Raw genomic sequence first — 26,463 nt, forward strand, 5'->3', positions numbered from 1 at the left:
CCGGCTCATCGCCCGGTGCTCCCGCTCCGCTCCCGGGTCATCGCCCGGTGCCGCCGTAGACGACCGCCTCGTCCGTCTCGCTGTCCAGGCCGAAGGCGCTGTGCACGGCGCGGACGGCCTCCGGCACGTCCTCGGCGCGGGTGACGACCGAGATGCGGATCTCCGAGGTGGAGATCAGCTCGATGTTGACGCCCGCGGCGGACAGCGCCTCGAAGAAGGTCGCGGTGACGCCCGGGTTGGAGCGCATGCCGGCGCCGACCAGCGAGATCTTGCCGATCGCGTCGTCGTAGCGCAGCGACTCGTAGCCGATGCCGTCCTTGACCCGGCCGAGCGCGTCGATGGCCTTCTGGCCCTCGGTCTTGGGCAGGGTGAAGGAGATGTCGGTCAGACCGGTCGACGCGGCGGAGACGTTCTGCACCACCATGTCGATGTTGACCTCGGCGTCGGCGATGGCGCGGAAGATGCGCGCCGCCTCGCCGGGCTTGTCGGGCACGCCGACGACGGTCACCTTCGCCTCGGAGGTGTCGTGGGCGACTCCGGAGATGATGGCCTGCTCCATCTCGCCCCCTTCGGGCTGGTACGGGTTGTCGTTGCTGACGATCGTCCCGGGAAGACCCGAGAAGGACGAGCGTACGTGAATCGGGATGTTGTAGCGCCGGGCGTACTCGACACAGCGGTCGAGCAGCACCTTGGAACCGGAGGACGCCAGCTCCAGCATGTCCTCGTAGGCGATCCAGTCGATCTTGCGGGCCTTCTTCACCACGCGCGGGTCGGCGGTGAACACGCCGTCCACGTCGGTGTAGATCTCGCAGACCTCGGCCTTGAGGGCGGCGGCGAGGGCGACGGCGGTGGTGTCCGAGCCGCCCCGGCCCAGCGTGGTGATGTCCTTGCTGGTCTGGGAGACGCCCTGGAAGCCGGCCACGATCGCGATGTTGCCCTCGTCCAGGGCGGTGCGGATGCGGCCCGGCGTCACGTCGATGATGCGCGCCTTGTTGTGGACGGAGTCGGTGATGACGCCGGCCTGGCTGCCCGTGAAGGACTGGGCCTCGTGACCCAGGGATTTGATCGCCATGGCCAGCAGCGCCATGGAGATGCGCTCTCCAGCGGTCAGCAGCATGTCGAACTCACGGCCGGCAGGGATCGGTGACACCTGCTCCGCGAGTTCGATGAGCTCGTCCGTCGTGTCGCCCATCGCGGACACCACGACGACGACCTCATGGCCGGCCTTCTTGGCGTCAACGATTCGACGGGCCACGCGCTTGATGCCCTCGGCATCCGCAACGGATGAGCCGCCGTACTTCTGCACGACAAGGCCCACGTGCGCTCCTCGACTTGTGTCGTTTTCCGGGGGCGCCTGGCCCCCGTACCCCCGGGGGAGGGGGGTGTGCGGTCCGCGCCAGTCTACCGAGCAGGGGTGCCCCGACCGGCGCTTTCCATATGATGAGACGTCCGTTTCAGCAGGTGACCGGCGGGACGGGCGGCCCCACCGGCAGGTCTGCGGGCGATTCGGTACGGCCCCGAAGAATCGGCGGACCGACCGACCGCGATCCGGCCGGATTTCTTTTCCGGACGGCGCGCTGAGGCATTCGTCACAATCGGCGCCGCGGTCGCGGTCCGGCGCTTTTCCGAGGGCGCGGCATCCGTGCTCCGGCGCTTTCCGCGATCGCGGCCGTTCAGTGCTTGAGCCCCAGCTCGGCCGCCATCAGGTCGCCGGCCTGCTGCTCCAGCTGCTCGTCGGTGAGCCCGTCGTCGTCGGTGTCCGCGCCGTCCGGCACCGCGCCGATCGGGCTGTCCAGCCGGACGTGCGCGATCAGCGACTGCAGCGCCCGCAGCACCGCGGTGCAGGTCGTGCCCCAGTTGGAGAGGTAGGAGAACTGCCACCACCACAGCGCCTCACTGACCCGGCCCTCGCGGTAGTGCGTCAGCCCGTGCTGGAGCTCGCTGACCACTCCGGCCAGGTCGTCCGAGATCCGGAAGGCGTTGGGCTTCTCCGGCGGGCCGTACGGGTCGAAGACCTCGTGGTAGACGTCGATCGGCGCGAGCAGCTCGGCCAGCCGCTCGCGCAGCTGCTCGCCGTCCGGCTCGGGACCGGCGTCGGGCTCGAAGCGGTCCTCCGGGACGACGTCCTCGATGGCACCCAGCCGGCCGCCGGCCAGCAGCAGCTGCGAGACCTCCAGGAGCAGCAGCGAGACCGCGCTGCCCGGCTCGTCGCCCTTGGCGACCTCGGTGACGGCGAGCACGAAGCTCTCCACCGAGTCGGCGATCTGCACGGCGAAGTCGTCGGGCTCCGAGCCGTGCGCGTGGGTGTGCTGCTGGTTGATCGTCCGGTCAGACATCGAGCAGTCGTCTCCCTTCGAAGGCGCGGCCGAGGGTGACCTCGTCCGCGTACTCCAGATCCCCGCCGACGGGCAGGCCGCTCGCCAGACGGGTCACCTTCAGGCCCATCGGCTTGCAGAGCCGGGCCAGGTAGGTGGCGGTCGCCTCCCCCTCCAGATTGGGGTCGGTGGCCAGGATCAGCTCGGTGACCGTGCCGTCCGCGAGGCGCGCCAGCAGCTCGCGGATGCGGAGGTCGTCCGGGCCGACGCCCTCGATGGGGCTGATCGCGCCGCCCAGCACGTGGTAGCGGCCGCGGAACTCACGGGTGCGCTCGATGGCGACGACGTCCTTGGGCTCCTCGACCACGCAGATGACGCCGAGGTCGCGGCGGGGGTCCAGACAGACCCGGCACTGCTCGGCCTCGGCGACGTTGCCGCAGACCGCGCAGAAACGGACCTTGTCCTTGACCTCCAGCAGCGCGTGCGCGAGCCGACGCACGTCGATCGGGTCGGACTGCAGCACGTGGAAGGCGATCCGCTGGGCGCTCTTGGGACCGACACCGGGCAGCCTGCCCAGCTCGTCGATCAGGTCCTGAACCACGCCCTCGTACAACGTCGCGCCTTCCTTCGGGATGGTCGGTGGTGCTCCGGTGCCATCATCCAACGAATCGGGCGTCGGACACAGCGCCCGACGCCCGACTCCCACATAAATCACATGGGTCCATCGCCTGAACTCCGGGCCCGTTCGACCGTACGGGCCCGTTCGACCGGACGGATCCGCTCAGTCGTACGGATCCACTCGGCCGTACGGGCCCTCTCGGCCGTACGGATCCGCTCGGCCGTACGGATCCGCTCAGCCGTACGGGCCCGGCGCTCCGGACTCAGAACGGCAGGCCGGGAATGCCGCCGCCGAGGCCCTGGGTCAGCGGGCCCATGCGCTCGGCCTGCATCTTCTGCGCGGTCTGGTTCGCGTCCCGGACCGCCGCCAGGACCAGGTCGGCCAGGGTCTCGGTGTCCTCCGGGTCGACCGCGGCCGGGGCAATGGCCAGCGCCACCAGCTCACCGGCACCGGTCACCGTCGCCTCGACCAGGCCGCCGCCCGCCGAACCGGTCACCTTCGTCTCGGCCAGCTCCTGCTGGGCCTTCGCGAGATCCTGCTGCATCTTCTGCGCCTGCTTCAGCAGCTGCTGCATGTTGGGCTGGCCACCACCGGGGAACACGGCTCTCTCCTTGCTGTCACGGCTGTCTGCGGTGCGTCGTCCGTCACCGCCGAGCCTACGTGCTGCGTCCTGCTCAGGAACCCCGGTGGTGGATCTCCTCCAGCACCGTCGCCCCCAGTTCGCGGATGATCAGCTCCTGACCGGAGAACGCCTCCTCGTTGAGGTCGGGGTCGTCCTCCTCCGGGATGTCGTCCTCCGGGGCCACCGACCGCACCGGGGGCGCGGGCGGCGCCGCCACCGGCGGCGGGGCCTGGACCGGAGCGGGCCGCGCGGGCGGCGCCTGCACCGACGCGGGCGCCATCGCGGGCGCCGGTGCCGGAACGGACGCGGGCACGGGCGCCGGAGCGGCCGGACGGGCGGGGGCTCCCCAGCCCCCGCCGCCCTGGGCACCGCCCTGAGCACCGCCGGGGGCGGCACCGGACGGAGCCGCGCCGGACCCGCCGGACGGGTCGACGATGCACTCGATCCGCCAGTCCACGCCGAGCGCGTCGGTCAGCGCGCCACGCAGCACGTCGTCGCTGTTGCTGCCGACGAAGCTGTCGCGGGCGCCGGCGTTGATGAACGACACCTGGAGCACGCTGCCGTCGAACCCGGCCACCTGGCCGTTCTGGCTGAGCAGGATCCAGGTGAAACGGCGGCGGTTCTTCACCGCCTCCAGGATCTGCGGCCACAGCTGCCGGACCTGCGCGGCGCCCTGCTGCGCGGAGGCCGACGGCTGAGCGCCGGGGGCCGCCGGAGCGGGCGCGGGCACCGGAGCCGGCGCCTGGACGGCCTGCGGCTGCGGTGCGACGGGCGCCGCGGGGGCCGGGGACGGGGCAGCGGCGGGGGCGCCGCCACCGGCCGGCGGGAAACTGCGCGGGATCGGCCAGGCACCCGGCGCGGGCGCGGCGGGCCCGGCGGGCGCGGCGGGCGCGGCTGCCGCCGGCGGGGCCTGCACGGGCGCCGGCTGCACCGGAGCCGCCATGGGCGCGGCCTGCACCGGAGCCTCGACCGGAACCTCCACCGCGGGCGCGGCGACGGACGCCGCCACGGGCGCGGCCGCCGGCAACCCCACCGGCGGGGTTCCCGGTACCGCCCCCGGCACCGCCATCGGGGCGGCCATCGGCGCGGCGAACCCGCCTGCCGCCGCCCGTCGCTCCAGCTTGTCCAGGCGCGCCTGCAGCGACAGCTCGTCGCTGTACGCGCCGGGCAGCATCACCCGGGCGCAGATCAGCTCCAGCTGCAGCCGGGGCGCCGCGTTGCCGCGCATCTCGGTCAGTCCGGTGTTGACGAGGTCCGCGGCCCGGCTCAGCTCGGCCGCGCCGAACGAGTCCGCCTGCGCCTGCATCACCGCGACCCGGTCCGCCGGGGCGTCGATCAGCCCCTTCTCCCCGGCGTCCGGCACGGTGGCCAGGATCACCAGGTCGCGCAGCCGCTCCAGCAGGTCGGTGACGAAGCGGCGCGGGTCGTGCCCGCCCTCGACCACCCGGTCGATCACCTGGAACACCGTCGCCCCGTCGTGCGCTGCGAAGGCGTCCACCACCTCGTCCAGCAGCGCGGAGTCGGTGTACCCGAGCAGCGAGGTCGCCATCGGGTAGGTGACGCCGCCCTCGGCGGCACCGGCCAGCAGCTGGTCCATGACCGACATCGAGTCACGCACCGAGCCCGCCCCGGCCCGGACCACCAGCGGGAACACCGAGTCCTCGACCTGGATGCCCTCGCGGCCGCAGACCTCCGCCAGGTAGTCGCGCAGCGTGCCGGGCGGGACCAGCCGGAACGGGTAGTGGTGCGTCCGGGACCGGATCGTCCCGATGACCTTCTCCGGCTCGGTGGTCGCGAAGATGAACTTGAGGTGCTCCGGCGGCTCCTCGACCACCTTGAGCAGCGCGTTGAAGCCGGCCGAGGTCACCATGTGCGCCTCGTCCAGGATGAAGATCTTGTACCGGCTGTGCACCGGCGCGAAGAACGCCCGCTCGCGCAGCTCGCGCGCGTCGTCCACACCACCGTGCGAGGCGGCGTCGATCTCGATCACGTCGATCGAGCCGGGCCCGCCGGTCGCCAGGTCCCGGCAGGACTGGCACTCCCCGCAGGGCGTCGGCGTCGGCCCCTGTTCACAGTTGAGGCAGCGGGCCAGGATGCGCGCGCTCGTCGTCTTGCCACAGCCGCGCGGCCCGCTGAACAGGTACGCGTGGTTGACCCTGTTGTTGCGCAGGGCCTGCTGGAGCGGAGCGGTCACGTGCTCCTGCCCGATGACCTCCGCGAAGGTCTCGGGGCGGTAGCGGCGGTACAGGGCTAGGGACACACCACCGACGATATCGGGACGGGCGGACAAACGCGTCGCCCCTCACTCCCCCACGCCCCTCCGGGAACGCAAAGACCCCCCGTGCACCCGCCAGAGCCCTCCTACCCTTGCTGCCTTCCGGCCCTGGGGGGGTTCAGAGAGATAACGCCACACGAGGGGCTGACACCCACAGTACCGGATCCCGGCCCCGACGATCCACAGGCCACCCCCACCCCCGACCTGCGAGACAGGTGGTCGCGAGCACCCCGAAACATGTACTAAGCTCTCCCACGGAGGATTCGCCTAGAGGCCTAGGGCGCACGCTTGGAAAGCGTGTTGGGGGCAACCCCTCACGAGTTCGAATCTCGTATCCTCCGCCGGCAGAAGGCCCGGACCGTTCCGACGGTCCGGGCCTTCGTCGTTTCCTGATGGCAAGCCGACGCCATCGCGGGGAAGGCCCCTCGCCGAGGAGCGGCGCGGGCCTCCCGCTCCGTGCTGCCGGTCAGGCGGGGGTTCCACCGGACCCCAATCCCGTCCTCCTGGAGACCTTCGACCGGATGTGGACCGCGAGCGAGCTCGCCCGCCGCTGGTCGGCGCACCACGCCCCCGACCGCGACGCCGTCCGGGAGCATCGCCTGCTGGAGGAGGCGGCACTGGCCCGCGACGCCGACGCAGCGGCCGAGGCACTGGTCCGGCACCTCGCCCTGCCGCAGCCGGTCTGGCCGACCGCACGTCCCACGGACTCGCGAAGGAGACCTGCGGCGCACCGCCCATGGTGGCGGGGTCAGGTGCGGGTCCAGTGGTCGGTCAGGGCGGTGACCGGGCCGGGGCTGCCGAGGGCGACCAGGGTCATGGTGTCGGCCGGGTAGAGCGAGGCGCACGCGGCGGCGACCTCGGGGGCCGTGGTGCGGCGGAGGGCGTCCGGGAGGTGTTCCGCCCAGTCGAGGGGGCGGCCGGCCGACACGCCGTCGCGCAGCAGGTCCGCCTTGGTGGCGGGGGTGTCGAAGGCTCCGAGCAGTTGGGCGGCGCAGAAGGAGCGGATCGGGTCGAGTTCGGCGGCGGTGACGGGCTCGGCTCGCAGGCTGCGCAGGGATGTCCGGATGGTGTCGAGTGCGCGCGCGGCGTCCTGCGGGGGGAGGACGGCCCGGACGTAGGCCCGGGGCTCGTCGAGGAGCAGGTCACGCCCCGAGTGGAGCGGGTGGTGGAGGCCCGCGTCGAGCGCCCGGACCGCCAGCCGGGACAGCGGGTGGACGCCGGTGACGGCCGTGGCCAGGAAGCGTGCGGCCGCCCCGCTGTCGCCCGGGGGTTCGGGGGCGCTCAGGGTCAGGTGCACCAGGTCCAGGGCTTCGTGGGGCAGGGCCAGTGCGCCGCCGGTCGGGGGCGCGGATTCGCCGGACGGAGGCGAGGGCCGGTCGGACGGGGACGCGGGCCAGCCGGACAGGGCCTGTTCGGCCTCCGCCGCGAACTGCTCGGCGTCGAGGTCGCCCACGGCGACCAGCCAGCCGCCGCCCCTGCCCAGGACCGCCCGATGGACCTCGGCGAGGTCCGTCAGGCCGTCCTCCTCTGGCCGGTCGGCGGGGCCGCCGAGCCGGTGGCGGCGGAGCGCGGTGTCCATCAGCGCCTCCGGGGAGCGGGGGCGCCGCGGTACCCGCAGTGGCGTCACCTCGCCGAGAGGGAGCAGGAGTTCGCGCAGCAGTCCCAGCCAGTGCCCCGCGCGGGCCGGTGTGGTGCATCCGGTGACGTCGAACCACTGGCCGTCGGTGGCCAGGTGGAGGAGGCCGCCGGCGGCCTCCGCGCGGGCCGCCGCGTCGGTGCGTTCGGCGAGCAGCCGGACCAGGGCGTCCAGGTGCTGCGGGTTCCGCCACCCCGTCTCCAGCAAGGGCAGCCGGAACCGCAGCTCCACCAGCGGGCTGCGGGTGTCCCGGACGGCCACCACACGGGTACCGCCGGCCGACCGGGTCTCGCGGCGCGGCCCGTGCCGGGGCGCCGGCTGGACGGCGGGTGGCGGAACGGGCCTGGCCGGCGCCGGGCCGAGGGCGCCGGGAGAGGAGGGAACGGCGGGAGCGACGCCGGTGGACGTGGGCCGCCCCGGATCAGGTGCGGCGCCGTGGTCCGGCGCGGGGCGGGTCCGGGCCGGGCCCGGGTTCATCACGAGGACCCCCTTGGCGGCCGTCCCCAGCCGGCGGGCCGCGGCGGCGACCAGGGCGGGGTCGACCTCACCGAGCAGGGCCGGGTACTCGTCGAGGAGTTCGGCCCTCCCGAACAGCAGCTCCAGGCAGCCCAGGGCCCGGCTGCGCGCATAGGCGTCGGCGTACTGCCGGTGGTGCTTGAGGAGCAGGCGCCGGACGGCCTGGGCCCGCCGCTGCCCGAACCGGGGGTCGTCGGCCCACCCGGCCCACCGGCCGGTGACGGTCTCGACCGTCCGCCGCGCCGACTCCCCGGGCGGCACCAGGGCGGTGAGGACCAGGAGGTCCGGGTCCCGCGCGTCGAGCGGGCCGAAGACGCCGCAGCCGGCCGACACGGCCCGGAGTCCGTCCAGCCCGTGGTGGTTGATCATCTCGGCCAGTACGACGTGCGCGAGGTATCCCGTGAGGTCCCCGACCGGGTCGGGCAGCCGGTAGCCGACGGCGACGGCCGGGGCGGTGACCGACGGCTCGGTGCAGGTCTGCCACCGGTCCTCGGCGAGGGCCGGTTCGCGCAGGTCGGGGGCCGGCCCGGCCGGGCGCGACGGGATGTCCGCGAAGTGCCGTTCCACCAGGGCCAGCAGCTGCTGGGGCTCGTGGTCGCCGACCACGGTGAGGACGGCGTTCCCGGGCGCGTAGTGCGCCCGGAAGAACTCCTGGCACGCCTCGACGGTGGCGGTGCGCAGCTGGTCCACCCGCCCGTAGCCGTCGTGCGCGTTGGCGAAGCTGCGGAAGGCCACGCCGGGCAGCAGCGGCCACGGCAGGCCTCCGTACGGCCGGGCCGTCACCGCCTGGTGGATCTCCTCCTCGACGCCGGCCAGTTGCTCGGCCAGCGTGTGCTCGGTGAAGACCGGGGCGCGCATCCGGTCGGCCTCGGCGAACAGCGCCCGTTCGACCACCGCGGCGGGAACGAGCTGGTGGTAGTCGGTGTAGTCCTGGTGCGTGGTCCCGTTGGCCTGGCCGCCGAGGGGGTGGATGTGGTCGTAGAAGCTTCCGGGGGGCAGGCTCGCGCTGCCGCGGAACATCAGGTGCTCGAAGAGGTGGGCGAAGCCCTCCTGGCCGGGTCGCTCGGAGCGGTAGCCGACGCCGTAGTGGACGCAGACCGCGGTGCGCGGGGAGCCCGGCTGCCGTTCGAGGACCACCCGCAGGCCGTTGCCGAGGGTCGCGCGGTGGAGTTCGCGCCCGCTCATGAGGCCTCCTTGCCGTCCAGGTCGACCAGGAAGCGCAGGAACCCGGCGTAGTGGTCGAAGCCGTGGTCGAAGCCGTCCAGGTAGGCGGCGATGTCGTGGACGTGGAGCAGGATCCGCAGCGCGGCGATCCGGTGCCACTCCGGGCCGAGGTCGCGGCCGTACCCTTCGAAGAGCGCGTCGGTGAGGGCCTGCCACTGGGCCTTGTCCCCGCCCAACTGCCACTGGAGTTCCACCAGTTCACCGACCACCCAGCCCAGGTCGAGGTACCAGGGCAGGGCGCAGACGTCCTCGCCGACGAGCAGGTCCACACCGCCCGAGGCGTGGTCGACGACGAGCGATCCGAGTCCGGGCGCGCCGTGCGCGAGCGTGGTGTCGGGGTCGCCCGCCGTGCGGCGGTACCAGGCGAGCAGCCGGGACCAGCGCTCCTCCCCGAGCTCGCGGCGAAGCCCGGCCTGGGCGCAGGCCGCGCGGGGGCTCGCGGCGCGGCCGCCCAGCCAGTCGCCGAGCCGCGCGAGGGCGCGCGAGGGCGTGGCCGGGCGGCCCGTCGGCGGCTCCAGCCGGTGCAGGGCGCGCAGCAGCCGGCCCAGGTCGCGGAGCGGCCCGGCGAGGTGGGGGCCGAGGCCGCCGTTCAGCAGCAGGTGCGCGACGGAGACCTCGCCGCGCACCTCGTAGCGCCGTGCGGGTCCGTCGGCCGTGCCGGGCACCAGCCGGGCGCCGCCGTTGCCGGAGTCGGAACCGGAACCCGAGTCGGGACCGGGACCGGAACCGGAGCCCGAGTCGGGACCGGAGCCCGAGTCGGGGCCGGAGCCGGCCCGCGCCAGCAGGCGGTCGAGCTCCTCGTCGACGGGCTGGAAGGGCGTGGGCGCCAGCGGCCCCGGGGTGCGGCGCCAGCGCCAGCCGCCGCCCGGAAGCTCCCGGACCGAGGTCCGCAGCAGCCCGGTGCCGAACTCGCCGTCCGACGTCGGGTCCCCGGAGGACTCCCCGGAGGACGAGGCGTCGGGCTCCGGCCGGCTCTCGACGAGCAGCCGCAGCGCGTGCGGCAGGCCCGGCGGCACCCAGGCGTCGTCCTGGCCCGTGGTCAGGCTGCGTCCGGGGACGGGCGGGACGAGCACCACGTTCGGCCGGGCCGCCAGCGTGGCCCAGTGGCCCCGGAAGGCGTCCCCGTCGAGGGCGCCCGGGGGCAGCGCGGGGGCGACGACGACCGGCGCCCGGGTGGACTGCGCGGCCAGCAGGGCCGGGCTGTCCGCCAGGCCCAGCGCCAGCCGGGCCAGGAAGTGCACGGTCGCGGGGTAGACCACGATCGCCTGCGCCCACCGCGCCCACTCGACGTGGCGCGCGGTGGCCTCGTCCTCGGGCCAGCTGTCGCTCCACACCGTCCCGCCCGTCCGGGCGGCGATCACCTGCCTGGTCACGAAGCGTTCCGCGCTGCGGGTGAGCACCACCCGGACCTCCACGCCGGGGTGGTTCAGGCGCAGCCAGTCCAGCCAGTACGGGAGGGACCAGGCGTAGGCGGAGCCGGTGACGACGATGAGAAGTCGCTCCAGCCCCAGGTCGGGGATCCCGTCGGAATTGCCGACCTGCGGCCCGCCGGTCACCGGGTGCGGCTCGCCGATCACCGGGCGACCGCTTCCAGCAGGGTCTCCAGCTCGGCCAGGGAGGCGCGTTCGCCGTACCGGGCGTGGACGCCAGTGACGTTGAGCACGATCTCGTCCACGCCGGCGTCCGCGAACTCCCGCAACCGGTCCGCAAGTTCGGCTCGGTCCCCGTACAGGAAGGCGCCGCCGTCCAGCAGTGCCTGGGCGTTGGCCGCCGGGTCCTCGGTGGAGGTCTCGATGCCGGAGCGGCGCAGCATGTCGGCGTAGTGCGGGAGCATCGTGTGCGCGGTGTTGCTGATCGCGGCGAGTTCGGCAGGGTTCCGGCCCTCCGCCGCCAGCGCCAGCGGGACGGTCGCCACGACCCTGGGCACCGGCCGGCCGGCCGCCGCGGCCCCTTCCCGCAGCGCCGGTATGACGGTGTCGCGCACGTACGGGGCGGGGGTCAGCCAGGTGATCGCGACGTCGGCGATCTCGCCGGCCAGTCTGGCCATCCTGGGCCGCAGCACGCCCAGGCCGATCTCCACCGGCGGCCGGGGCACCAGGGCGAACGGCGAGCGGCAGGTGAAGTACTCGCCGACGTGGTCGGCCTCGCCCTTCTCCAGCAGGTCCCGCATGATCGTGACGTACTCGCGCACGGCGCCGAGCTGGCTGCGGTACGGCGCGCCCATCATGCTGTACTGGAACGCGGCCGAGCCCGGCCCGAACCCGGCCACCACCGGGTGCCCGCTGGCCACCGCCAGCCCGTGGGCCTGGATGGCGGCCTGGTAGGGGTGGCGCAGCGGCATCAGGGTCACGCCGGTGCCGGTCGGCACCCGGAAGCCGCAGGCGGAGACGTGGGTGAGGTCCTGGAAAGGGTCGTTGATCACGGCCTGGCCCTGCCACATCCGGTGTGCCGCGCTCCACTGCGCGAGGGCGGCGTACGGCAGCAGCTGCTCCGGGCGGAGGGGGGCGATCGGGGCCAGGAACGAGTAGGTGGTCATCGGTTGCGGCCTCCGGCCAGGGCTTCGGACGGTTCTTCTGACTGCTCTTCGGGCGATGCTTCGGACGGTTCTCCGGACGGCGCTCCGGACGGTTCTCCGGACGGCTCTCCGGAGCGGGGCTTCTCCTCCAGCAGCCCCAGCTGCTGGCCCCGGACCAGTTCCGCGTACATCGGGCTGGTCAGCATCAGGTCCTCGTGCCGGCCCTCGGCCTTGACCTCGCCGCCGTCCATGACGATCACGTGGTCGGCGTGCCGCACGGTGGAGATGCGATGGGCGACGACGAGGACGGCGCGGTCGCGGCTGATCCCGTCGACGAGGTTGCGCAGCCGCAGCTCGTTGACGCTGTCCAGCTGCGAGGACGGTTCGTCGAGCAGGACGAGCGGGGCGTCCGAGAGGCTCGCCCGGGCCAGGGCCAGGCGCTGGCGCTGGCCGCCCGAGAGGTCGTGGGCGCCGCCGAGGACGGTGTCCAGGCCGGACGGGAGCCGGGTGACGTCCTCCTCCAGCCCGACCGCCCGCAGCGCGCGGAGCAGCGTCTCGTCGTCCAGCGGCCGTTCCTGGCCGAGCGTCAGGTTGTTGCGCACGGAGTCCCGCAGCAGGGTGTTGCCCTGGTCGACGTAGGCGAGCCGGCCGCGCAGCTCGGCCAGCGACCAGGCGTCCGCCTCCCGGCCGAACAGCTCGATCCGGCCGTCCTGCGGCTCCACGAACCGCTCGACCAGGCCGAGCACGGTGGACTTGCCGGAGCCGGAGAGCCCGACCATCGCGGTCAGTCCGGTGGCGGGGACGGTCAGGTCGACCTTCCGCAGCACGGGCTCCTGCCCGTACGAGAACTCGACCTGCTCGAACCGTACGGCGGGGGCGTCCGGCACCGGCGCGGGCGCGGGCCCGTCCGTCGCGCGCGCGTCGAGGTCCTCGGACGGCAGGGCGAACAGGTCGTCGAAGCGCTGCCGGGAGGCCAGGCCCGCCTGGATGGTGCTCATCCCGGACATCGCCATGATGAGCGGCGCGGTGAGCTGGAAGAGGTAGAGCAGGAACGACACGAAGGTGCCGAGGTCGAGGTCGCCACCGGTGATCCGGGCGCCGCCGCCGAGGATGACCGCGACCAGGGCGATCTGCTGGCCCAGGTTGATGACGGGCACCATCAGGGCCTCCATCGCGGAGGCGCGGGTCGCGAATCCGGCGACCCGCTCGGCCCGGGTGGCGAGTTCGGCCGAGACGACGCGCTCGGCGCGGTAGGCCTTGATCACCGTGAGCGCCTGGATCGCGGCGACGAAGTGCTCGGTGAGCGAGCCGACCTCGTTCTGGATCGCGATGTACCGGCGCCTCAGCGAGACGACGACCCCGCCGACCACGGCCAGCGCGGCGAGGAACGCCCCGAGCGTGATGAGCAGCAGGACCCAGTCCAGGATGCCCATGATCACCATGGTTCCGACCAGGGTGACCAGCGACATCGGCAGTTGGATCGGCCCGATGTCGACGATGCTCTTGATCGCCGAGGCGTCCACGGTGAGCCGCGCCGCGAGGTTCCCGGTGCCCTCCTTGCGGGCGGTCGCCAGGTTCAGGCCGATGGAGTGGCGCATGCTCCGCACCCGCAGCCGGCCGACCAGCTGGTGGCCCATCCGGGAGAGCAGGTAGGTGGCGAGGGCGTTGGCGGCGGCGGACCCGAGGCCGACCACCGCCATCACCGTGGTCCACCGGGCCAGGCCCTCGCTCGCCTGGATCGCCTCCAGCAGCTTGCCCACCGTCCAGGGCAGGGCCAGTGTCGCCGCCGTGGAGGCCAGGGCCAGGGCCAGGACGCCCGCGACCTGAAGGCGCTTGCCCCGGAAGATCTCCCGCAGGATGTGCAGCCGCTCGGACGGCGCGTCCGCGGTACTGCCCGCCGTACTCATCATCGTGCTCCCCTCGAGCTCATCGGCACTCCCTTCGAGCCCATCGGCGCTCGCTAGAGCCCATCGGTGCTCCCCTCGAGCCCATCGGCGCTCGCTAGAGCGAGAACTCGATCAACGACCTGACCGGGGTCACCGGTCCTTCCCAGCCGACCCGCAGCCCCGCCCGCTCCGCGAGCCGCTTCAGGTCCGCCACGCTCCGCACCGGGGTCGGCATCATGGCGCGCAGCCACAGCTCCATCCGGGGCCCCTCCGGGCCCCGCATCACCACGTCCAGGCTGACGTCGGCGAGCAGCACCTTTCCGGACGGGCCGGCGGCCTCGGCGCAGCGGCGCAGGATCGCGACCGCGTCCTCGTCGTTCCAGTCGCCCAGGATCGCCGACAGCAGGTAGACGTCCCGGCCCTTCGGCAGCGGGTCGAAGAAGCTGCCCGGTGCGGCGTCGCTGCGCTCGGCGAGGCCGGCGGCGGCGAGGTTGCGCTCCGCGACGCGCGCGGTGCTCGGCAGGTCGACCAGGGTGCCGCGCAGGTGCGGGTGGCGCCGCAGCAGGCTGATCAGGATCGTGCCGGTGTTGCCGCCGACGTCGACCACGCTGCGCACGCCCGACCAGTCGTAGCCGTCGAGGATGAGCTGGGCGTCGAACACCAGCTGCCCGGAGGAGGCGCGGGCGATGGCCTCCGCGGCGGAGCCGCCCTCGTTGACGCTCTCCCAGTAGCCGCGGCCGAACAGGCCCACGTGGGCGGGCTCCCCGGTGCGCACGGTGTGGACGAGGTCCACCAGCGCCAGGTCCGACCGGCCGGTGACACCGTCCGACCGCAGCAACTCGCGGACGGAGAACGGGTGGTCCTCCCGCAGCGGACCGGCCGCCTCGGTCAGCGCGTAGCGGCCGTCCGCGTCGCGGTCCAGCAGCTCCAGGGTGACCAGGTAGCGCAGCAGGGCGTCGAGCGCGTCGGCGCGGGCGCCGGTCAGCCGGGCCAGCGCCTCGGTGGAGTCCGCCCCCGCGGCGATGTGGTCGGCGACACCGAGGGTCGCCGCCGCCCGGATCGCGGACGGTCGCAGCAGGTCGGCAAGCTCCACGAGCCGCTCGGCGCGAGTCGTGTCCTCCATGGCAAGTGCCCCCAGGTGGTTGGTGGTGCTCGTGCGGTACGGGGCCCGGGTGGGGCCGTCGGCCGGCAGCCGACGACCCGCACCCGGGTCCTCACCGGGGCGGTCGGGAACCCGTCACCCCGGAAGGGGCGGGTCAGCAGCCGCCGTTGATGGTCCGGGCGGAGAAGATGCTGGCCATCCAGGAGGCACCGGCGCTCGCGCAGAAGAGCGTCGTCGCCGGGGCGTCGGCGGCCGCCTCGAACTGCAGCTCCTCGGTGTCGGCGTAGGCCTCGTAGCCCGCGACGAGCTCCATGATCGCGGTGGACTTCATGTGTTCACCTCCTCTCGTTCGTCGGTCGGTCGGGGGATGACGCCTCGATACGGGTCGTCAGCAGGTGATCTCGTAGGTCGCACCGCTGGCGGCGCTGATCGAGGCACCCGCCCAGCTGGCACAGCGGGCCGAGCTGGCGCGGGACGCGATGGAGACACAGACCCAGGTGGTGGCGGGGGCGCCTGCGGCGGCGCTGACGGTCAGCTCCTCCGCCTCGGTGTAGGCGCTGTAGCCGGCGACGAGGTCGGTGATGACCGCGCTCTTGTTCTCCATGATTGACCCTCCATCGGATCCGAGTTGAAACCAGAGGACGCGGGCACGCCCCCTGGAACCCACCTCGGCACCGATGGCTCGGGGTGCCCGGGGTGCCCGGGGTGCCCGGGGTGGTCGAGGTCTCCGCCGGGGCTTCGGCCGGCACGCGCATCCGGTGCCGGCCGAAGCCCTGCTCGTCCGTCCGTCCGTCCCGGAGCCTGGCCTAGCGGCTCCGGGCCGTCGGCCCACCGGGGCGGATCAGCAGCCGCCCTTGAAGGTCTTCGCGGAGACGGCGCTGGCCAGCCAGGAGGCGCCCGCGCTCGCGCAGAAGATCGTCGTCGCCGGAGCGTCGGCGGCCGCGTCCACCTGCAGCTCCTCGGTGGCGGCGTAGGCCTCGTAACCCGCGACGAGCTCCATGATCGCGGTGGTCTTCATGTGTTCACCTCCTCTCGTTCCTCGACCGGTCGGGGGATGACGCCTCGGTACGGACCGTCAGCAGGTGATCTCGTAGGTCGCACCGCTGGCGGCGCTGATCGAGGCACCCGCCCAGCTGGCGCACTTGGCCGAGCTGACGCGGGACACGGAGACGGAAACACAGACCCAGGTGGTGGCCGGGGCGCCGGCGGCGGCGCTGACGGTCAGCTCCTCCGCCTCGGTGTAGGCGCTGTAGCCGGCAACCAGGTCGGTGATAACCGCGCTCTTGTTCTCCATGACTGACCCTCCGTCGAATCTGAGCTGAAACCAGGGGACGCGGACACGCCCCCTGGAACCCACCTCAGCTCCGGGTCGGCTCAGCCCTGGACCGGCTCGGCCGCACGGGGGCCGGAGACGTCGAGGGAGTCCAGGTTGCGGTAGGGGTCCGCCGGGTCGACGTTGGCGGCGACCAGGTGGCCGTGCAGCACCCGGACGAAGGTGTCGGGCGCGTCCGCGGTGTCCACCAGGGCCTTGGCGAGCACGCTGGCCCGGTGCTGGCCGAAGCTCAGCCCGTCCATCCCCGGCGCGGGATCGCGCGGCTCCCAGGCCGTGGACACGCCGGGGCGGATCCGCCGGGTGAACACCGAGGTGTCCGACCCGAGGCCGGGCAACTCCCCCACGGCCTCGGCGAGTCCGTGGACGGCCTCGCGGTCCTGCTGGTCCAGGTAGACCACCAGGGCGTCCCGGCGCGGGTACAGCAGCTTGGAGGAGACGATCTTCGAGCGGTACGTCACCCGGTTCGCCTCCAGGTGGGTCAGCGCGGCGTGCCAGACCGGGCGTGCCGCCTGCCAGGACTCGACGTGGACGTAGACCCGCAGCACCTCCCGCGAGCGGTGCGGACGCGTTCCCTCGACCATGAAGAACCCGGGGGACAGCGCCGGCCGCAGCGAGGTGTTGCGCACGCCCACCACCGCACCGCCCACCACCGCACCGGCCGCCACCGCACCGCCCGCCACCGCACCGGCCGCCACCGCACCGGCCGCCGGTTCGCCCTCGACGAGGACCCGTTCGGCCGGAACCCGGACGGTCACCCCGCCGAACTCGACCCGGTGGGTGTCCTCCCCGACCTCCCGCAGCACTCCGCGCAGCGTGGTCTCCCGGTGCGGTACGGCCTTGGCGAGCTCCGCCTCGAACTCCGGGTCCCGGAGCCGGAACGGGAGCGAGCCGCCCTCCACGTCGAGTCCCGCGTGCAGCTCGTGGTAGAGCGCGTCCGACAGGAGCCGGCGCAGTTCCCTGGGGGTCTCGGCCTCCAGTTGCCGCTTCCCCACGGTGGCGCCGGTGCGGTCCGGCAGCACGCTGACGCGCTCGGCGGCCGCGAGCAGCGCGGGGGAGACAGGGGTGTCGCTCATGGCGTGTCCTCGAATCCGAGCAGGGCGGCGAAGCGGTGCGGGGTGATCAGGGCGCCGCGGCCGACCCCGGCGGCGGCCCGCTCGATGCCGGACAGCCGCTGGCTCTGCGCCGCGCCGGCGATCAGCCGGTCCAGCAGGTGCCAGCCGGCGAAGGCGGTGGCGCGCACGGCGAACCCGGGGTCGGGCTCGGTACGGGTCCGGTATCCGCGCCAGAAGTGGTGCACCAGCGGCAGCAGCCGCTCCATCTTCTCCGCGCCGCGGGCCAGGATCTGTTCGTGGGTCAACTCGGTGTCCGGGAAAGGGACGTCGCCGTCCCCCCGGTTGGTGACGATGTCCAGGACCGAGCGGTACAGCCATTCCCCGGCGAACGCTCCCACGTCCCGGGCCGGGTCCGCGAGGCGGAACTCCTCCCAGTCCGCGATGACCGGGACGTCGCCGTCCTTGATCAGCAGCTGGTCCACCCGGAAGTCGGTGTGCGAGGGGACGCGCGGCGCGTCCTTCTCCCAGCGCCGCAGGTTCTCCAGCGCCGACCGCAGCGCCTCGTCCCGCTGCATGAGCCGCCACGCCTCCAGTTCGGCGAAGCTCAGCTCGTTGAACATGGCCAGCGGCAGCCCGCGCAGCAGCGCCGGCTCCGGCATGACGGGCTCGGTGGTGTCCACGTCGCCCACAGGGACGGCGGAGTGCAGGACACCGATCTTCTGCCCCACCACGAAGGCCAGTTCGCCGTCGAAGTCCTCGTCGACCATCAGCTCGGCGCCGGTCCTGGCCTCGACGTGCTCGAAGACCACCAGCCCGGCCGCCCGGTCGGAGCCGAGCAGCACCGGCACGTGCGCCGCCAGCTCGTCCACGGCCTCGACGAAGTCCTCGAAGGACTGGATGCGCGCCATCCGCTCCCGCACGTCGGCTTCCCCGCCGACCAGCCGCTTGACGAAGACCCGCCGGCCGCTCGCGGTGTCCCCGGACCAGGCGTGGTTGCGGCCGACCGGAGCGGTGACGGAATCACGGACGAAAGCGCCGACGCCGAGCTTCTCCAGCAGGGCGTCCACCTCCGGGAAAGCGTCCAGATCGGCCGGCCGGAATGCCGGACGGGAATTCCCGTCCGCCTTTTCCGGCGCCCCGGCCGGGTGCTCCTCGGCGGGCTTCGCTCCGGAACCTGCCAGCGTGGTTCCCGGCACGGCCACCTCCATTCCTCGCTGCCCAGTCGGAACTCGTGTCCCTCGAACTGAGGAAATCCTCGCGCTTCCGGCGGGACCGCCGGAAGCCGCCGATCGTCGGTAGCCGCCAGCCGACCGGCTGCCGTTGCGCCGGATCCGCAGCCGATCGGCTGCCCGGCGGGAGCGGGGCGCCGGGCCCGGGCATCGGACACGGAAAAGCGGGCTCCGGATGGCGGAGGCCACCCGGAACCCGCCACGGGGTTTCGGAAACGAGTTTTCGGGACCGTGCCCGAGAAATACGCTCTCAGGAATTCAACGGGAACCCGAAGGGAATCGACGGGGGAATCGGCCGGGTCAGGCGGCCCTGGTCGGCAGCGGGGCGCGGCCGGTCCGCTGGGCCCGGTGGGCGATCACCGCCGCCTGGACGCGGTTGGCCACGCCGAGCTTGGCGAAGATGTCGCTGACGCAGTCCTTCACCGTCCCCGTGCCGATCACCAGCCGGCGCCCGATGTCGGCGTTGGACAGGCCCTCGGCCACCATGGCGAGCACCTCCTCCTCCCGCACGCTCAGCAGGGCGGTCAGCCGTCTGGCCGCCAGCGTGGCGTCGGTGTGCCGGACGTCGTCCGCCACCTCCGACAGCAGCCGGGAGGCGGCCATGGTGGACAGCACGGTGCTGCCGACCGCCAGGGCCCGCACCGAGGCCAGCAGCTGGTCCGGACCGGTGTCCCGGAGCAGGAAGCCCGCGGCCCCCATGCGCAGCGCCCTGAGCACCCCCTCGTCCATGACGGGCGGGGCCAGCACGGCGACCCGGGGGGATCCGGGCAGGTCCAGCAGGTCCTTCAGGACGCCGAAGCCGTCGGCGCCGCTCACCTGCATGTCCAGCAGGACGACGTCCGGCCGGCAGCGCCGGGCCTCGGCGACCGCTTCGGCACCGCCCGCGACCCGGGCCCTGAGGTCCTCGGCGGACTCGATGATCATCTGCAGGCCGGCGCGCAGCAGGGGCTGGTCGTCGACGATGAGGGTGAGGGTCACGATCGGTTCCTGCCTGCTCGGATGCTCATCGCCACCTGTGCCAGGAAGACCCCGGCGATGACGGTCAGGGAAACCCAGACGGCGTGGTCGGTGATCGTCTCGGCGAGGTCGACGGCGGGCTGTCCGATCGTGTAGCCGAGCGTGGTGAAGAGCCCTGCCCAGGCGGCCACGCCGATCAGGGCGAGCAGGAGGAAGAGCGGGAGGCCCATCCCGACCCAGCCGGCCGAGGCGAACGCGAGCGTGGCCGGGATCAGGGGCAGCGGGGAGAGCACGACGGCTCCGGCGATGATCCGCCGGCTCGCGGGCGTCTCCCGCGCCAGGATGCTGCGGGAGCGCCGGACGGCGCCCTCGGGCGGGGTCCCCGCGAGGAGCCGCACCACGTTCCCGCCCCACAGCCGCCCGGCGAGCCAGAACACCCAGACGAACTTCAGCTTCCCGATGACGCCCGCGATCAGCACGGTCACGATCGAGGCCTCGCCGACGCGGGCGAACGCCCCCGCGACGGTCATCGAACTCGGCGTGCCGGTCAGCGCCGCGAGCAGCACCGGATCCGTGCCGATCAGCCAGGGTTTGAGCGGCCACATCGCGAACGAGTAGGCGAACACCAGCCACACCGCGTACCAGCAGAAAAGGTCCCTCGACGTGGGGGCGCCGCCCCAGGGCAGCCACGGTTTGTCGAGCGGCCGTTTCCGGCTTTTCGGTTCGGTTTCGGACGTGGTGGTCAAGAGGGACCTCCAGTGCGTTCTGTAGGTACCCGGAAGCCGCCCCCGGAAAATATCGGCGGACCTCCGCGGGCAGGGAAGACCCCGGAATCAGAGCCGTGCATCTCGTGAAACGACCGCGGCCATATCCGGCCGCTCTGCGGACTATGCGGAATTCACACGCACGAACCGGTCGGGGAGCAGGGAATCCGCCTGCGGAGGCCGCGGACCGGGATCGACACCGGTCGGCCGGGCAGGCCTCAGAAGTCCACCGTCAACAACAAAAAACCTGCGCATGAAGACCCCCCGTCCTGCGCAAATTCCCGATTGGGCCAGGACCGCCGATGCCGGGCATCGGCGCGATGATCGTCTCATAGCCGAAGCGGGGCTTCAACCTTTACCAGCACATTACAGACCCGCCGATCGACTGGAGTTCGCAGCCGATCGGCGGGGCTTTTGCCGCCCTCCGGCGGGGGTCGCGCGAGAGCCCGCCGGGGCCCCGCACCGCCCGGGTACGGGCCGCACGGCACCCGGGGCGCAAGGCGCGCGACACCCGGGGACGCCCGGCCGCCGCCGAACTACTTGCCAAGGCAGACAGTAGTATGCCTATGGTTTCCACCATGGAAAGCACTTCGCGCAACTCCGGCCCGTCCGACCCCCGTTCCGTCCGTGCCGCCCTGGACTCCGTCGCCGACGCCCGCTCCCGGGCGGCCGACCGGGTCCGCACCCCGTGGTGGTACCACGCCGGGCTGGGCGCGGCGCTCGCCGCCTGGTTCGTCTCGATGAGCCTGCGGGCCGCCACCTGGAGCGGCGCGGTGTTCGTCCTCGTGGTGCTGGGCCTCGGGTGGGCGCTCCGGCAGTCGACCGGGGTCTCCTTCGCCGCCCTCACCGCCACCCCCGCGACCCGCAGGCTGTACGCCGGCTACCTGCTCGCCCTGGTCGTGTTGGCCGCGGCCGGGATGACCCTGGAGTGGGGAGCGGACGTCCGGTGGGCCATCGCCGGGGCCGGCCTCGTGATCGGGGCGCTCACCGTCGTGGTGGGGTACCGCGCCGACGCCGCGGCCCGCCGGGACATCCGGGCGGGGCGATGACCGGGCCGGTCTTCGACGAGCTGATCCACGCGCCGAACCGACTGCAGATCTGCACCATGCTCGCCGCCGTCGACGCGATGGAGTTCTCGGTGGTCCGTCAGTCCCTCGACGTCAGCGACTCGGTGCTGAGCAAGCACGTCAAGGCCCTGCAGGCCGCCGAGTACGTCAGCGTCACCAAGGTCCGGGGCGCGTCCTACCCCCGCACCTGGCTCGCGCTGACCCCCCGCGGCCGCAAGGCCTTCGACGGCCACATCGCCGAACTCCGCCGCCTCCTGGACCTCGCCGAGGGCAGGCAGTAACCCCGGCCTCGCGCCGCACAGCCGAAGCCGCAGCCGTCGAGCCCCCGGCGGCAGGCCCCCGTCCGCCCGGATCCTCAGCCGGTACCGGTGTTGTCGACCCAGAAGAGGAGGGCCCCCAGCACCGCGCCCGGAGCACCGGCGCCGAAGGCCAGCACCATGGCCTGGCCCACCGCGACATCGGTGGGGTCGACGCCGTGGGACCAGGCCACCCGGGCACCGAGGCCCGGAATCGAGCGGCCCGGGGAGTACGAGCGCAGGCCGCCGCGCGCCTCCGCGATCAGCACCCCGTTGCGCCGCAGTTCCGCCCGGCGCAGCGAGACCGGGCGCAGCTCGTACGTGCGGTCGCCCAGGAGGGCGGTCCGGGTGCGCGCCTTCCGCCGGGGGTCCCAGCCGCTCGCGCGCTCCTTCGCGGGCACGTGGTGCCCGTTGAGGGTCATGGCGCCGTGCTCGCGGCCCGGAACCACCGTGACGACCGGGATCCCCGCCCCGTGGAGGCGGGCGACCACCGACGGCCAGCGGTCGTAGTCGATCTGTATCGGCCCGAAAGGGCTTTCGGCCGTCTGGTGTTGCGACAGTCGCACCTTGCGGCGCTGGGTGGGCGAAGACATCCCCGTTCGGCTCCTGGACATCGAGAGTCGGCCCGGCCTCGTCATCGTGGACCGGGAAAGGCTGATGAGCCTACCGATCAAGCCCGGTCGCGGTCCCGATCCCGGATGATGGAGGAACAAGCCAACACGAGGGGCGGCGCAGTGACTGACAGCGGATCCAACGGGCCGGGGTCGGACCTCCGGCCGTCCGGCGCGGCGCCGGGGAGCGTCGCGGCCGACCCGCGTCCCGGTACCGGGGCCACAGCCGGGGAGCCTGTTGACGCCGGGACTCCGGACGGGAGCCGGGGACGGCGGCGGTCCCGGACCCTGCGGCGGACGGCCGTGGTCGTCCTCGTCCTCGTGGTCCTGTGCCTCCCGCCGTGGTGGACGCTCTTCGCCTCCGGCACCGACCGGCCGCTCCCGGTCTTCCTGGCCGGCACGGCCGTCTGCGCCGCCTGGCTGGTCTCCTTCCCCTTCCTGATGTTCGCGGGCCACGGGCCGCGGCAGTCCGACCGGGCCGCCCGCGTCGCGGACACCAGCCTCGGGGTGGTCTGGGTGCTGTTCACCTGGTCGGTGGCGGGCGGCCTGGTGGACCTCGTCCTGGGCGGGCTCGACGTCGGCGGCACCGACCGGGCCAGGACCGTGGCCGTGGCCGTGGCGGCCGTCTCGGCCGGGCTGCTGGGCTGGGGGCACCACGAGGCGATGCGCGTACCCCGGGTGAAGCGGCTGGACGTCCACCTCCCGCGCCTCGGCGACGGCCTGGACGGGACCCGGGTCGTGCTCCTGGCCGACACCCACTACGGACCGATCGACCGGGCGGCCTGGTCGGCCCGGGTCACCGAGGCGGTCAACGCGCTCGACGCCGACATCGTGGTCCACGCCGGCGACATCGCCGACGGCAGCCCCGGCCGGCGCCGGGAGCAGTCCGCACCGCTCGGGGCGATCCGGTCCCGGCTGGCCAGGGTCTACGTCACCGGGAACCACGAGTACGGCAGCGAGGCCCAGGGCTGGCTGGACCGCATGGCGGAGCTGGGCTGGGAGCCGCTGCACAACCGCCACGTCGTGGTGGAGCGCGGCGGGGACGCCCTCGTGGTCGCCGGCGTGGACGACGTGACCGCGGAGTCCTCCGGCCTGGCCGGACACCGCGCGAACCTGTCCGACGCCCTGGCCGGGGCGGACCCGGACCGACCGGTCCTGCTCGTCGCCCACCAGCCCAAGTTCGTCCCCCGGGCCGCTGCCGCCGGCATCGACCTCCAGGTCTCCGGGCACACCCACGGCGGCCAGATCTGGCCGTTCAACTTCCTCGTCCGGATCGACCAGCCGGTGGTCCACGGCCTGAGCCGGCACGGCGAACGGACCCTGCTCTACACCAGCCGGGGCGCCGGCTTCTGGGGCCCGCCCTTCCGGGTCTTCGCCCCGAGCGAGATCACCCTGCTCACCCTGCGCTCGGGCACCGCCCCGGCCGCCGGGTAGCGCGACGGGGGCGGCCGCCGGAGGCGCTTCCCGGGCGGAGGCGCTTCCGGCCGGGCGGAGGGGCTTCCCGGCCGGGCGGAGGCGTCCGATTCGTTCAAGACCCGGTGGGTGCGGGCTGCCTAGCGTGGTGGCCATGAACAGCACACCAGCACCGCGGTTCGCCTTCGTCGGGCTCGCCGTCTCCGATGTGGCCGCCTCCGTCGCGTTCTACCGGCGGCTCGGCCTCGCGTTCCCCGAGGGGGCCGAGCAGGAGCCGCACGTCGAGGCCGAGTTGCCCGGCGGGCTGCTCCTGGTGCTCGACGCCGAGTCCACCATCCGTTCGTTCCACCCGTCCTGGCGGCCGCCGACCGGGGGCGGGCGCACCTCGCTGGCGTTCCGGTGCGAGGGCCCCGCGCAGGTGGACGCCCTGTACGAGGAGCTGACCGGCGCCGGGTACCACGGGGAGTTGAAGCCCTGGGACGCCTTCTGGGGCCAGCGGTACGCCGTCGTCCACGACCCGGACGGCAACGGGGTGGACCTGCTCGCGCCGCTGCCCTGAACAGCTGCCGACGGGCCCTAGCGGCTCAGCAGGGAGGTCACCGGCAGCCCCGCCAACTCCCTTACGTCGCGGGCCAGATGGGCCTGGTCGGCGTAGCCCGTCCGGGCCGCCGTCTCGGCGAGCGGGACGCCGGAGCGGGCCAGCGCCAGGGCGCGCTGCATGCGCAGGATGCGGGCGAGCGTCTTGGGCCCGTAGCCGAAGGCGGTGAGCGAGCGGCGGTGCAGTTGCCGCTCGCCGAGGCCGACCGCCTCGGCCGTCGCCGCGACGCTCCGGCCGGCGGCGAGCGCGGCGACCACCGCCCGCAGCAGCGGGTCCTCGGGCCGCGCCTCGGCCGCCAGGCGCAGCGCCAGGTCCTCCAGGGCGGCGGCCGGGTCGGGCGCGGCGTCGATCCGTTCGGTGAGGCGCCGCACCTCGGCGCCGGGCCTGAGGTCGGCCAGGTCGGTCCGGCGGTCGCGCAGCTCGTGCGCGGGGACGCCGAGCAGCGCGGGTGCGGCACCGGGGCGGAACCGCACCCCGGCCCACGGGCCCCGCAGTCCTGGGCCGGGGCGGAAGGCCCGGGTGTCGGGGCCGGCGACGAGCAGCCGGCCCTCGGTCCACAGCAGGTCCATGCAGCCGTCGGGCAGCACCAGCCCGGCGGGCCCGGCCTCGCCGTCGCCCGTGCCCGCGCCGGTACGCGCGACGGCGCCCTTCGTCCACACGACCGCACCGGGCAGCCGGGACGCGCGCTCCACGTACTCGGAGGCCATGGGGCGAAGGCTACGCGCCCGCACCGGGGAACGCCCGGGGTGCCCGGGGACGCCGGCGGCCCCGGCCGCACGAGGCGACCGGGGCCGTACGTCTCGGGACCGCCGTACGGCCGGACGGCGGTTCAGCCCGCCGTCTCCAGCGACCCCGCCGACCCCGCCGACCCCGCCGACCCCGCCGACTCCCCGGCGTCCGCGGCCTTCGCCGAGCCGTCGCCGTCGCCGTCGCCGCCGCCGCCGCGCATCAGCACCAGGGTGAGCCCCGCGGCCGCCACGACCGCGATGCCGCCCACCGTGAAGGTCGTGGAGGTGGCGGTGTTGAACGCCTCGCGGGCGGCCGCGACCAGCCCGCCGTCCCCCGTGGAGCCCGCGACGGCGAGCGCGCCGGTGATGTCGTGGCGCGCGGCGGCCGGGGCGCCGTCGGGCATCGCGCCGGTGTAGGTACCGGACAGCACGGTGCCGAGGACGGCCACGCCGAGCGCGGCGCCGGACTGCTGGATGGTGTCGTTGAGCGCGGAGCCGACGCCCGCGTGCTCGCCGGGGATCGCGCCCATCAGCGCGTTGGCGGCGGCCGGCATGCCGAGGCCGGAACCGACGCCGAGGACCAGCATGGCCAGGGCGACCTTGGTGAAGCCGTCACCGACCGAGAGGGTGGCCAGCAGCCCGAACCCGCCCGCGATGACCAGCATGCCGACGGCGGTCAGCACCCGTGCCGGGACCTTCTTGCCGAGCGCGGCGCCCACCCCGTTGAAGAGCAGCGAGGCGACGGCGAGCGGGATGAAGGCCAGCCCGGTGTCGGTGGGCGAGAACTCCAGCACGAACTGCAGGTGCTGGGTGAGCACCAGCATCAGTCCGCCGGTGGCGAAGGTCAGCAGGACGAGCGAGAAGCTGGCCCCGGTGAACACCCGGTTGCGGAACAGCTTGAGCGGGACCATCGGCGCGTCGGTGCGGACCTGCCGTACGGCGAACCCGGTGAGCGCCGCCACCGCGAGGGCCATCGCGCCGAGGGTGCCGGCGCTGGTGAAGCCGTCGCGGGGCAGCACGATGATCGACCACACCAGCGCCGCCATACCGACCATCGACAGCGCCATGCCCGGCAGGTCGGGCCGGCGCCACGGGCCCTTGGACTCCGGCATCAGCAGCACCGCCGCGAGGATCGCGACCGCCGCGACCGGCACGTTGAGCAGGAAGACGGCACCCCACCAGAAGTGCGCGATCAGCGCGCCACCGAGCACCGGCCCGCCGACCAGTCCGATCATGGCCACCGCGGTCCAGGCGGCGATCGCCTTCGGCCGCTCCTCGTCGTCGAAGACGGTGATCAGGATGGAGAGCGTGCTCGGCATGACCAGCGCGCCGCCGACGCCCATCAGGACGCGCCCGGCGATCAGTTGACCCGGGCTGTCGGCGAAGGCCGCGACCAGCGAGGCGGCGCCGAACAGCACCAGTCCGACGATCATCACCTTCCGCCGCCCGAAGCGGTCGGAGAGGCTGCCCGAGGTGAGCAGCAGCCCGGCGAAGACCAGGATGTACGAGTCGATGATCCACTGGATGTCCTGCGCCCCGGCCCCGAGGTCCTCCGCGATCGGCGGGATGGACACCGTGAGCACCATGTTGTCGACCACCAGCACCAGGCTGCTGAGGCAGAGCACGACCAGGATCAGCCAGCGTCGCGGATTCCGTTCCACCGCGTTCCCCCTTGGGATGTCCAGGATGCCCCGGACGTCGAGAT

25 protein-coding genes, 1 tRNA gene, 1 other RNA gene and 1 pseudogene are annotated in these 26,463 nt (G+C 73.7%); 6 read left to right on the forward strand and 22 right to left on the reverse strand.

Going from position 1 to position 26,463, the window contains the following annotated elements:
* Positions 1-37 precede the first annotated feature (37 nt).
* From IE332_RS00900 to ffs, 6 genes are all read right to left on the reverse strand, one after another.
* Positions 38-1,318 carry an aspartate kinase gene (locus IE332_RS00900; RefSeq protein WP_189913102.1) on the reverse strand — a complete coding sequence of 427 codons (1,281 nt, stop codon included), beginning with the start codon at positions 1,316-1,318 and terminating at the stop codon, positions 38-40.
* A gap of 355 nt (positions 1,319-1,673) precedes the next feature.
* Positions 1,674-2,336, reverse strand: a complete 663-nt coding sequence (locus IE332_RS00905; RefSeq protein WP_189913103.1) for a DUF5063 domain-containing protein — start codon at positions 2,334-2,336, stop codon at positions 1,674-1,676.
* Positions 2,329-2,928, reverse strand: a complete 600-nt coding sequence (gene recR, locus IE332_RS00910) for a recombination mediator RecR (protein ID WP_189913104.1) — start codon at positions 2,926-2,928, stop codon at positions 2,329-2,331. Before recR ends, IE332_RS00905 begins: the two co-directional genes overlap by 8 nt.
* A 268-nt stretch (positions 2,929-3,196) precedes the next feature.
* Positions 3,197-3,535, reverse strand: a complete 339-nt coding sequence (locus tag IE332_RS00915; protein ID WP_189913105.1) for a YbaB/EbfC family nucleoid-associated protein — start codon at positions 3,533-3,535, stop codon at positions 3,197-3,199.
* Between the two features lie 73 nt (positions 3,536-3,608).
* Positions 3,609-5,816, reverse strand: coding sequence for a DNA polymerase III subunit gamma and tau (locus tag IE332_RS00920; protein ID WP_189913106.1), 2,208 nt, complete (start codon positions 5,814-5,816; stop codon positions 3,609-3,611).
* A 67-nt stretch (positions 5,817-5,883) separates the two neighbouring features.
* Positions 5,884-5,980: signal recognition particle sRNA small type (gene ffs, locus IE332_RS00925), an RNA gene on the reverse strand.
* 107 nt (positions 5,981-6,087) lie between these two features.
* Between ffs and IE332_RS00930 the strand changes: the two genes are divergently transcribed.
* Both IE332_RS00930 and IE332_RS40520 read left to right on the forward strand, forming a co-directional pair.
* A tRNA-Ser gene (locus IE332_RS00930) sits at positions 6,088-6,172 on the forward strand.
* 150 nt (positions 6,173-6,322) lie between these two features.
* Positions 6,323-6,502, forward strand: a pseudogene (locus IE332_RS40520) (FCD domain-containing protein); the annotation flags it as partial.
* 77 nt (positions 6,503-6,579) lie between these two features.
* On the opposite strand, the gene IE332_RS00940 reads toward IE332_RS40520, so the two are convergent.
* From IE332_RS00940 to IE332_RS01000, 13 genes are all read right to left on the reverse strand, one after another.
* Complete coding sequence (locus IE332_RS00940; RefSeq protein ID WP_189913107.1) at positions 6,580-9,168, reverse strand: M16 family metallopeptidase; 2,589 nt, start codon at positions 9,166-9,168, stop codon at positions 6,580-6,582.
* Positions 9,165-10,784 (reverse strand): flavoprotein, encoded by a 1,620-nt coding sequence (locus tag IE332_RS40525; protein ID WP_229928192.1) that lies wholly within the window; start codon positions 10,782-10,784, stop codon positions 9,165-9,167. The genes IE332_RS00940 and IE332_RS40525 overlap by 4 nt, the downstream gene beginning before the upstream one ends.
* On the reverse strand, positions 10,781-11,743 hold the full coding sequence (locus IE332_RS00950) for an LLM class flavin-dependent oxidoreductase (protein ID WP_189913108.1): 963 nt from the start codon (positions 11,741-11,743) through the stop codon (positions 10,781-10,783). Before IE332_RS00950 ends, IE332_RS40525 begins: the two co-directional genes overlap by 4 nt.
* Positions 11,740-13,632, reverse strand: coding sequence for an ABC transporter ATP-binding protein (locus tag IE332_RS00955; protein ID WP_189913109.1), 1,893 nt, complete (start codon positions 13,630-13,632; stop codon positions 11,740-11,742). The genes IE332_RS00950 and IE332_RS00955 overlap by 4 nt, the downstream gene beginning before the upstream one ends.
* Positions 13,633-13,723: 91 nt before the next feature.
* Complete coding sequence (locus tag IE332_RS00960; protein ID WP_189913110.1) at positions 13,724-14,731, reverse strand: methyltransferase; 1,008 nt, start codon at positions 14,729-14,731, stop codon at positions 13,724-13,726.
* A gap of 133 nt (positions 14,732-14,864) precedes the next feature.
* Positions 14,865-15,041, reverse strand: a complete 177-nt coding sequence (locus IE332_RS00965; protein WP_189913111.1) for an LxmA leader domain family RiPP — start codon at positions 15,039-15,041, stop codon at positions 14,865-14,867.
* A 57-nt stretch (positions 15,042-15,098) separates the two neighbouring features.
* A complete protein-coding gene (locus tag IE332_RS00970; RefSeq protein ID WP_189913112.1) occupies positions 15,099-15,314 on the reverse strand; it encodes an LxmA leader domain family RiPP in 216 nt (71 codons plus the stop codon).
* A gap of 237 nt (positions 15,315-15,551) precedes the next feature.
* The gene (locus IE332_RS00975) at positions 15,552-15,728 is read right to left on the reverse strand and encodes an LxmA leader domain family RiPP (RefSeq protein ID WP_189913113.1); all 177 of its coding nucleotides are present in this window, start codon (positions 15,726-15,728) and stop codon (positions 15,552-15,554) included.
* A 57-nt stretch (positions 15,729-15,785) separates the two neighbouring features.
* A complete protein-coding gene (locus IE332_RS00980) occupies positions 15,786-16,004 on the reverse strand; it encodes an LxmA leader domain family RiPP (RefSeq protein WP_189913114.1) in 219 nt (72 codons plus the stop codon).
* Positions 16,005-16,084: 80 nt separating this feature from the next.
* Positions 16,085-17,116 carry a T3SS effector HopA1 family protein gene (locus IE332_RS00985; protein ID WP_189913115.1) on the reverse strand — a complete coding sequence of 344 codons (1,032 nt, stop codon included), beginning with the start codon at positions 17,114-17,116 and terminating at the stop codon, positions 16,085-16,087.
* Positions 17,113-18,291 (reverse strand): class V lanthionine synthetase subunit LxmK, encoded by a 1,179-nt coding sequence (gene lxmK, locus IE332_RS00990; RefSeq protein WP_229928193.1) that lies wholly within the window; start codon positions 18,289-18,291, stop codon positions 17,113-17,115. The genes IE332_RS00985 and lxmK overlap by 4 nt, the downstream gene beginning before the upstream one ends.
* 333 nt (positions 18,292-18,624) lie before the next feature.
* Complete coding sequence (locus IE332_RS00995; protein WP_229928194.1) at positions 18,625-19,302, reverse strand: response regulator; 678 nt, start codon at positions 19,300-19,302, stop codon at positions 18,625-18,627.
* The gene (locus IE332_RS01000) at positions 19,299-19,907 is read right to left on the reverse strand and encodes a DedA family protein (RefSeq protein ID WP_189913117.1); all 609 of its coding nucleotides are present in this window, start codon (positions 19,905-19,907) and stop codon (positions 19,299-19,301) included. The genes IE332_RS00995 and IE332_RS01000 overlap by 4 nt, the downstream gene beginning before the upstream one ends.
* A gap of 716 nt (positions 19,908-20,623) precedes the next feature.
* Between IE332_RS01000 and IE332_RS01005 the strand changes: the two genes are divergently transcribed.
* Entirely contained in the window at positions 20,624-21,094 is a 471-nt protein-coding gene (locus IE332_RS01005) for a hypothetical protein (protein ID WP_229928195.1), read from the forward strand.
* Positions 21,091-21,393 (forward strand): transcriptional regulator, encoded by a 303-nt coding sequence (locus tag IE332_RS01010; protein ID WP_189913119.1) that lies wholly within the window; start codon positions 21,091-21,093, stop codon positions 21,391-21,393. The genes IE332_RS01005 and IE332_RS01010 overlap by 4 nt, the downstream gene beginning before the upstream one ends.
* 74 nt (positions 21,394-21,467) lie before the next feature.
* Here the strand turns inward: IE332_RS01010 and IE332_RS01015 are convergent, their stop codons facing one another.
* Complete coding sequence (locus tag IE332_RS01015; protein WP_189913120.1) at positions 21,468-22,001, reverse strand: hypothetical protein; 534 nt, start codon at positions 21,999-22,001, stop codon at positions 21,468-21,470.
* Between the two features lie 321 nt (positions 22,002-22,322).
* Between IE332_RS01015 and IE332_RS01020 the strand changes: the two genes are divergently transcribed.
* Both IE332_RS01020 and IE332_RS01025 read left to right on the forward strand, forming a co-directional pair.
* Entirely contained in the window at positions 22,323-23,453 is a 1,131-nt protein-coding gene (locus tag IE332_RS01020) for a metallophosphoesterase (protein ID WP_373313660.1), read from the forward strand.
* Positions 23,454-23,586: 133 nt separating this feature from the next.
* On the forward strand, positions 23,587-23,991 hold the full coding sequence (locus IE332_RS01025; protein ID WP_189913121.1) for a VOC family protein: 405 nt from the start codon (positions 23,587-23,589) through the stop codon (positions 23,989-23,991).
* A 17-nt stretch (positions 23,992-24,008) separates the two neighbouring features.
* Here IE332_RS01025 and IE332_RS01030 read toward each other — a convergent pair whose 3' ends face one another.
* Both IE332_RS01030 and IE332_RS01035 read right to left on the reverse strand, forming a co-directional pair.
* The gene (locus tag IE332_RS01030) at positions 24,009-24,737 is read right to left on the reverse strand and encodes a helix-turn-helix domain-containing protein (RefSeq protein WP_189913122.1); all 729 of its coding nucleotides are present in this window, start codon (positions 24,735-24,737) and stop codon (positions 24,009-24,011) included.
* 122 nt (positions 24,738-24,859) lie between these two features.
* A complete protein-coding gene (locus IE332_RS01035; protein WP_229928196.1) occupies positions 24,860-26,419 on the reverse strand; it encodes an MFS transporter in 1,560 nt (519 codons plus the stop codon).
* Positions 26,420-26,463 lie beyond the last annotated feature (44 nt).

The sequence above is a fragment of the Kitasatospora xanthocidica genome (genome assembly GCF_014656195.1).
In the GTDB taxonomy this organism is placed as follows: Bacteria; Actinomycetota; Actinomycetes; order Streptomycetales; family Streptomycetaceae; genus Kitasatospora; species Kitasatospora xanthocidica.

What these genes read in the sequence shown, in the direction of transcription:
- IE332_RS00905 (WP_189913103.1), bottom strand. Translation starts at nt 2,336, where the DNA reads ATGTCTGACCGGACGATCAACCAGCAGCACACCCACGCGCACGGCTCG.
- IE332_RS00940 (WP_189913107.1), bottom strand. Translation starts at nt 9,168, where the DNA reads ATGAGCGGGCGCGAACTCCACCGCGCGACCCTCGGCAACGGCCTGCGG.
- IE332_RS00950 (WP_189913108.1), bottom strand. Translation starts at nt 11,743, where the DNA reads ATGACCACCTACTCGTTCCTGGCCCCGATCGCCCCCCTCCGCCCGGAG.
- IE332_RS00955 (WP_189913109.1), bottom strand. Translation starts at nt 13,632, where the DNA reads ATGATGAGTACGGCGGGCAGTACCGCGGACGCGCCGTCCGAGCGGCTG.
- IE332_RS00960 (WP_189913110.1), bottom strand. Translation starts at nt 14,731, where the DNA reads ATGGAGGACACGACTCGCGCCGAGCGGCTCGTGGAGCTTGCCGACCTG.
- IE332_RS00965 (WP_189913111.1), bottom strand. Translation starts at nt 15,041, where the DNA reads ATGAAGTCCACCGCGATCATGGAGCTCGTCGCGGGCTACGAGGCCTAC.
- IE332_RS00970 (WP_189913112.1), bottom strand. Translation starts at nt 15,314, where the DNA reads ATGGAGAACAAGAGCGCGGTCATCACCGACCTCGTCGCCGGCTACAGC.
- IE332_RS00975 (WP_189913113.1), bottom strand. Translation starts at nt 15,728, where the DNA reads ATGAAGACCACCGCGATCATGGAGCTCGTCGCGGGTTACGAGGCCTAC.
- IE332_RS00980 (WP_189913114.1), bottom strand. Translation starts at nt 16,004, where the DNA reads ATGGAGAACAAGAGCGCGGTTATCACCGACCTGGTTGCCGGCTACAGC.
- IE332_RS00985 (WP_189913115.1), bottom strand. Translation starts at nt 17,116, where the DNA reads ATGAGCGACACCCCTGTCTCCCCCGCGCTGCTCGCGGCCGCCGAGCGC.
- IE332_RS01005 (WP_229928195.1), top strand. Translation starts at nt 20,624, where the DNA reads ATGGAAAGCACTTCGCGCAACTCCGGCCCGTCCGACCCCCGTTCCGTC.
- IE332_RS01010 (WP_189913119.1), top strand. Translation starts at nt 21,091, where the DNA reads ATGACCGGGCCGGTCTTCGACGAGCTGATCCACGCGCCGAACCGACTG.
- IE332_RS01015 (WP_189913120.1), bottom strand. Translation starts at nt 22,001, where the DNA reads ATGTCTTCGCCCACCCAGCGCCGCAAGGTGCGACTGTCGCAACACCAG.
- IE332_RS01025 (WP_189913121.1), top strand. Translation starts at nt 23,587, where the DNA reads ATGAACAGCACACCAGCACCGCGGTTCGCCTTCGTCGGGCTCGCCGTC.
- IE332_RS01030 (WP_189913122.1), bottom strand. Translation starts at nt 24,737, where the DNA reads ATGGCCTCCGAGTACGTGGAGCGCGCGTCCCGGCTGCCCGGTGCGGTC.